Here is a 6510-nt window from a genome sequence, read left to right on the forward strand (position 1 = left end):
ACCGACGACCATCAAGATCCAACTAGTGGAAGCGGCATTGAGGCTCGCCTGCATCCGCTGCAGGGTCGTGATGGAGTCGGCGAGGCGCCGCTGGGCGGAGGCCGGATCCGGGTCGCGGCGCTGGGCGCCGAGCAGGATCTTCCCGGCGGGGCTGTTGACGGGATTGCCGTCCGGGCTCGTGACCAGGTTGTTCGTGAACTCCAGCGCCGCGAGCGGGGTGATCACCGATTCGATCCGGTCATCGGCGTCGAGGCTGGCCTGCAACTCCCGGAACTGGCTGATGTTGCGCTTGGTGAACAGGTCCTCGAGTCGTTCGCCCTTGTCCAGGGCGAACAGCGTGACCATCGCCTGGCCGCCGAAGAGGGACTGGTAGGCGACGTTGTCCCGGGCGACCTGGGAGTCGGGGTTCAGATAGTTGTCCTGGCCGGTGGTGAACTCCAGCCGGGTGGTTCCGAACCCCAGGGCGGCGGTGACGAGCAGCGCCACGACGGCGACGATGCCCGAGCGCCGACTGACCATACTGACGAGTGCCACCGATGGCCCGGACCCGTGGTCCGGGCCCGAGGGGCGGCCTGGTTCCGACCGGTGTTCGGGCCGGCCGGGATGATCGGCTGGATCGCCGGTGGACGGGGAGGGCGTAGGCATCGGTCACGCTCCGGAGCTATCTGTGTTGCCTCCGGATCGACGCACGTTACCTGTCGGCCCGACAGCTGTGTCCCTGCTGTATAGCGCAGCAGGTCACATCGCCTGAAGGCCCCGGGGCAGCCGATTTCGCCGGAAAATGCTTCAGGCGATTAACATGCCCTGGGCCTGGCTCCCCGCGCTCGGGCGTGCCCGGGGTCAGACGCCCGCGGACTCCCGTGACGGTCGGAGTTCGACGAGCGAGTCGTAGCTCGGGAAGAAGAGCCCCTCGTGCCCGTCATCCCAACGCACGACGAACGGCGGGCCTCCGTCCTCGCCGCGTACCTCGACCACGGTCCCGTGTCGTTCCGGGCTGCCCACCGTGCGGCCGTGGACGACGAACCTCTCTCCGACGGATGCGAACATCATGATGGCCGACCTCCCTGCCGGGCGATCCGGTCTGTTCTGCCTGGATGCTCCGGTGACCGATCGCATGCGCGTGCTCTTTCTGCCTAGCACGAGGTGCCGGTCGCGGCATATTCGGAGTCCGAAAGGTCGCGAATTCCCGGCTCAGGACAGCCGCTCGACGACCAGCGCCATGCCCTGCCCGCCGCCGACGCACATCGTCTCCAATCCGATGGTCGTGTCGGTGGTGTGTAGTCCGTTCAGCAGGGTGGTGAGTAGGCGGGCGCCGGTCATCCCGAACGGGTGACCGAGCGCGATCGCGCCACCGTGCACGTTCAGCTTCGCGACGTCGAGCCCGAGTGCCCGGTAGGCCGGGATGACCTGCGCCGCGAATGCCTCGTTCAGCTCTACCAGGTCGACGTCGTCGATCGTCATCCCCGCCCGGGCCAGGGCCCGCCGGGACGCCTCCACCGGGGCCAGGCCCATGATCTCCGGTGACAGCGCGCTGACGCCGGTGGAGACGATCCGGGCCAGCGGGGTGATGCCGAGCTCGCGGGCCCTGGTGTCGCTCATGACGATGACCGCAGCGGCTCCGTCGTTGAGCGGGCAGGCGTTACCGGCCGTGACGGTACCGTCTGGGCGGAACACCGGCCTGAGGGCGGCCAGCGCCCGTATCGTGGTTCCCGGCCGGGGACTGTCGTCGCTGTCGATCACCCCGCCGTCGGGCAGCGGCACCGGAATGATCTCTCGCTTGAAGAAGCCGTCCGCGACGGCCCGCTCCGTCAGGTTCTGCGAGCGGCAGGCGTACTCGTCCTGTTCGAGGCGGCTCACGCCGGCGAGCTGGGCCACGTTCTCGGCGGTCTGCCCCATAGCGATGTAGACGTCGGGCAGCTCGCCGGCCGCCCGGGGATCCGTCCAGGGCGCGGACCCCGCCTGCGCGCGGGCCGCCGTACGGGCCTGGGCCTCGCAGTAGCGCGGGTTCTGGGTGTCCGGCAGGCTGTCGCTGTTGCCCCTGACGAAGCTGCTGACGACCTCCATCCCGGCGGCGATGAACGCGTCGCCCTCTCCCGCGCGGACGGCGTGCGCGGCCATCCGCAGAGCCTGCAGGGAGGAGGCACAGTACCGGGAGACCGTCGTGCCGGGAACGGTGTCGAACCCGAGGCTGACGGCGACGACGCGGCTGATGTTGTGTCCCTGTTCGCCTCCGGGTAGCCCGCAGCCGATGATGAGATCGTCGATATCGGCCGGGTCGAGGGCCGGAACCTGGTCCAGGGCTGCCCGGACGATGACGGCCGCGAGGTCGTCGGCCCGCATCCCCCGCAGCGAACCCTTGAACGCCCGCCCGATCGATGACCGGGTTGCGGCGACGACGACGGCCTCGGTCACATGCCCTCCCAGTTCTTGGCGTTCCCGGTGTTCCGGGCTTTCCGGTGTTCCCGGTGTTCTTGGCGGCAGGGTCGCGGGAGCCGCGGTCCCTGCGGCCAAATGATCAAAACTCTAACGCGGACGAGCGCCCGCGGTCGCGGGTGGCCGAGCCGACGTGGCGAGGGGGACCCGTCGGGTTACGCTTTGATCATCCCGTCGCCAGCGAGCCGGATGGCGTGCCCGATGCGAGCAGACCTTGGTACACCCCGTGATGTCGCGGCCCTCGCCGCGGCCGCGGGCGAACTGCGCGAGCGCGCCGCCCGGCTACGCCGGCTCGCCCCGGAGGTGGCCGGGGTGCTGGCCGGTGTGCGTACCGCCGACACCCCGCGGGCCTGGCGGTCACCGTGGCGGATCCGGTACGCCGCCCGGCTGGACGACTGGCAGCGGGCGCTCGACGTCGGCGCCGGGATGCTGCGCGATCGGGCCGGGCTGCTCGACTGGCTCGCCGAGCGGTACGATGAGCGTGCCCACGCCTTGCGCCTCGGTCTCGGCGCGGCTGCTGTGGTATCCGCCGATGAGCTCGCCCGGCTGCGCCGGTTCGACGCGTCCGGCGGCGTCGGGAACGACCCACGGATGTGGATGCTGGCCCACCGACTGGCCACCGGCGGCACCGGGGACGGCAGGCCCGCCGGGATGGTCCCGATTGACGAAACCGTTCTGTTCGATCCGGTCCTGCTGGGCGTCCTGTCCGACCGCCTGCGGGCAGCGGGCGACCGGTCGGCAGCCCTGGCTCGGGCCGTCGCCGCGGACGGGGAACGGTTGAGCCGGCTGCCCGGTCCGTTCGGCGGCGCGGACTGGTCCGGTCCGCACGGCCTGTTCGGGGAGCGCAAACCGCCCGGTCTGGCCGGCTCGTCCAGTCTGGCTGGCTCGTCCGGACGGGACGACCCCGTCGGGTTCGGGCTGCACGCGGTCGCCGTCGGAGCGCCGGCCATGGCGCGCGGCATCGACCGGCGGATGGCGCGTTTCGCCGCAGCCGAGCTGGTCGCCCGCATCGGCACGGATCCGGCGGCAGTGACCGTCAATGATCTGGCGGCGATCAGCGCTCGGCTGGCTGGCCTGTCCGCGGCGATGCGCCAGGCGGCCATCTCCCGGCTGCGCGGCCGGCCCCTGGCGGTCCTTGCCGCAGTGGCCGCCCGGGTGATCGAAAATCCGGGCCCCGGCATCCTTCGCTACCTGCCGGCGCTGGCCGACCTCACCGACACCCTGATCGCCGGGGCCTCCTCGGCCATGATCGGAGACCTCCTGCTGGCTTTCCCATGGCTCGAACCCGGCTACCCTGTCGTCCGCGGACGCCCCGGCGAGGTCGTGGCGGTCGACCGCACCGGCGACCCGACGGTGCGTGACGGGATCAGCCCGAGCGATGTGGGGCAGGGCGACGTCGCCGACTGCTACCTCGTCGCGGCGCTGATCGGCATCGCCCGCCAGGATCCTGGGCTGCTCGCGGAGCGGCTGCGGGCCAACCCCAACGGCACTGTCATGATCACCATGCACCCCCGCGGACCGGCCGGCGCCGGCGTGGGCGTCACCGTCACGGCCGCACTGCCCGCTCGTCGGGTCCAGCCGCCGTACGGGCGGTCAGAGGATCGATCGGAGGATGAGGCACCCGGGCCGCAGGCGCCGGGCACCTCCTGGTCACGTGCGGCCGGGTACGAGGAGGTCGCGATGGACGGCGACGACGCGGCGGGACGGCCGGAGCTGTGGCCGGCGCTGTACGAGAAGGCCTACGCCCGGCTGCACGGCGGCTATCCCGCCATCGAATTCGGAAATGCGGCGACGGCCCTGCGGACGCTCACCGGGCGATCGGCGCACGTGCTCGCCGCCCACGAGGCGACCGTTCCCGCCCTCGGGGAGCTCCTCGCCGGCGGCGAGGTGGTGATTGTGACCACCCGGCGTCGAACCCGACCTGGCGGGCTCGTCGCGGCGCACGCCTACACCCTGCTCGCCGTGGACGCGGCGCGCCGGCGGGTGCTGCTGCGTAATCCGTGGGATCCGGCGCCCGGGCAGAACAACGAGCGGTGGTACGCCTGGGACGGGATCCTCCCGGACACGCATGCGGTCGTGCACGGCCCGACCCGTTGACGACCGGTCGCCGCTGCCCCGCTACCACTGCCGAATGATCGCCACCGGGGTGGGGCAGTGAAGCATGCACTGGTGGCTGACCGATCCCAGCAGCAGCTCGGCGAAGCCGCCGTGACCGCGGGCGCCGACGACGACAAGATCGCACTCGCGGCCCTTGACGATCAAGGCCTGGGTGGCCGAGGCGGGCACCACCACGGCCCGTAGGTCCAGTCCGGCCGGCAGTTGGCCGCGGTCGCGGACGCCCGCGATGGACTCGTCGAGCACGGCCCGGGCCTGGTCCTCCAGGGCCTGGGTGATCTCCCCCGGTGCCTCGGCGAACGGCAACGGGATCGCTGCGAGCCAGGCGTGCACGGCGATCAGCGGAACCCCGCGCAGCGCGGCCTCCCCAGCGGCCCAGGCGAGGGCCGACAGTGCGTTGGGGGAGCCGTCCACACCCACGGCGATCGGCCGGGACAGTCGGGACGGCGCGCCGGCCGGGATCGTGCCTTCGGCGGCGGTCGCACCCGAGCCGATGGTCGCACCCGAGCTGGCGATGGCGGCCTCGACGTCACCGCGGGCGATCACGACCGGAACCGTGGCATGTACGGCGACGGAGGCACTGACCGACCCGATTCGCAGCCGGTGCAGCAGTCCCTGCCCCCGGGCACCGACCACGATCATGCGGGCGTCGCGGCCGACCGTCAGCAGGGCCTCCGCGCCCGGCAGGTCCACGGCCTGCTCCGCCACGGAGACGGTCGATCCCGGTGGCGTGACCGCCGTCACGGTCTTGTGTAGCGTCCGCTCGGCCGCCTGCGCCAGACCGGCCCGCATCCCGGACTGTGCCGTACCACGGGCGAAGCCGATCATGGCTCGGATGCCGCACCCCTGCCACTCCGCCTCGGTGAACGCCCAGCGCAGCGCCGTGTGGGAGCCCGCGGAACCATCGACCCCGACCACGATGTCGGCCATCGTCCGCCTCCTTCGAAGCCCGGTCCGGGATACCCGGCTGGCCGGCCTGGAACCCCGTCCGCCAGCGGGGAGGCCAACGCGGGGGAGGCCAACGCGGAGTGGAGCTGCCCGCCGATCAACAGCTTCCGGTGTTGTTTTCGTGTGTTCGAGCCAGGTGAACCCTACGTTGGGCCATCCTTCCCACGCATCGGCATGATCCATGGTGGGAAGTGGTGAATGGTTGGGTCGCGGGTCCCCGGTAACCCCGTAGTCGGACCGGAAGCCACTGGGCGCCAGCGGCTCCCCTGCCGTGATCGATCGATAAGACGACGAGGTACGACCATGGAGATCCACGATCCCTGTCGTCGGCGACGGTGGTTGGCTTCCGTTGTGTGGCGGCGGGTCGATCTGGTGAGGTGGCTGTTCCCGTCCGGCCTCGCCGGGCAAGGACGAAGAATGCCGTGACCGGGCGGTCCGGTTTCTCCCGGTGTTCCGGTTCCCGGCGATTTTTCTTGTGCGCCGAGTCCCGTCGTCGTTCCGGCTACCGGTGGGCTGGTTCAACCGGTGAGCGCGCCTGGACTCTCCTCCGCACGTGCCGTGGGCAGGGCGTACCCGGGCGCGGTCACCGCGCCGGCCATCCCTCCGGCGCGATGGAGGGGAGATCCTCCACCCTGCCGGGTCCTCCTCCCCGGGGATGCCGTCCCGCCAGGTGACGCAGTAATAAGAATTTGAAGATGACGGATTCAAAATCTGGTTCTGGTGTCACCAGATGAGGTTGAAGGCAGGGAGAGGAACTGCTCGGGAGGTCTTTCCGGATGGCCCGGTGTGGCCTTTTCGTGGCCGCCGGCCCCATCTTTTGCTTTGCGTCAATCGCGCGATGTTTGATGCGTCTGTCGCACCACGAATCCCCAACGAGGGTGATGAAGTCATGTCCCAATGCCATTTCCGCTAAGTTGATCAAGCTGCGGTCTGGGGTTTCATGGGGTTGGCCGCCCTGATCGTGGGCGGGGCCTGCTGGCGGCTGCCGTGCTGGCCGGTTTTCTTGCCCGGGTC

The 6510-nt window shown here is 70.8% G+C and carries 4 protein-coding genes and 1 pseudogene; 1 reads left to right on the forward strand and 4 read right to left on the reverse strand.

Annotation, left to right across the window (positions count from 1 at the left end):
* From AC08OJ_RS17605 to AC08OJ_RS17615, 3 genes and pseudogenes are all read right to left on the reverse strand, one after another.
* A pseudogene (locus tag AC08OJ_RS17605) lies at positions 1 to 645 on the reverse strand (RND transporter); the annotation flags it as partial.
* A gap of 195 nt (positions 646 to 840) precedes the next feature.
* Entirely contained in the window at positions 841 to 1047 is a 207-nt protein-coding gene (locus AC08OJ_RS17610; protein WP_035729341.1) for a DUF1918 domain-containing protein, read from the reverse strand.
* A gap of 144 nt (positions 1048 to 1191) precedes the next feature.
* The gene (locus tag AC08OJ_RS17615) at positions 1192 to 2412 is read right to left on the reverse strand and encodes an acetyl-CoA C-acetyltransferase (RefSeq protein ID WP_476596311.1); all 1221 of its coding nucleotides are present in this window, start codon (positions 2410 to 2412) and stop codon (positions 1192 to 1194) included.
* Positions 2413 to 2634: 222 nt separating this feature from the next.
* Between AC08OJ_RS17615 and AC08OJ_RS17620 the strand changes: the two genes are divergently transcribed.
* Positions 2635 to 4530 (forward strand): C2 family cysteine protease, encoded by a 1896-nt coding sequence (locus AC08OJ_RS17620; RefSeq protein ID WP_476596312.1) that lies wholly within the window; start codon positions 2635 to 2637, stop codon positions 4528 to 4530.
* A 21-nt stretch (positions 4531 to 4551) separates the two neighbouring features.
* Here the strand turns inward: AC08OJ_RS17620 and AC08OJ_RS17625 are convergent, their stop codons facing one another.
* The gene (locus tag AC08OJ_RS17625; protein ID WP_476596313.1) at positions 4552 to 5478 is read right to left on the reverse strand and encodes a universal stress protein; all 927 of its coding nucleotides are present in this window, start codon (positions 5476 to 5478) and stop codon (positions 4552 to 4554) included.
* Between the last annotated feature and the right edge of the window lie 1032 nt (positions 5479 to 6510).

The sequence above is a fragment of the Frankia sp. CgKIO3 genome (assembly GCF_977946435.1).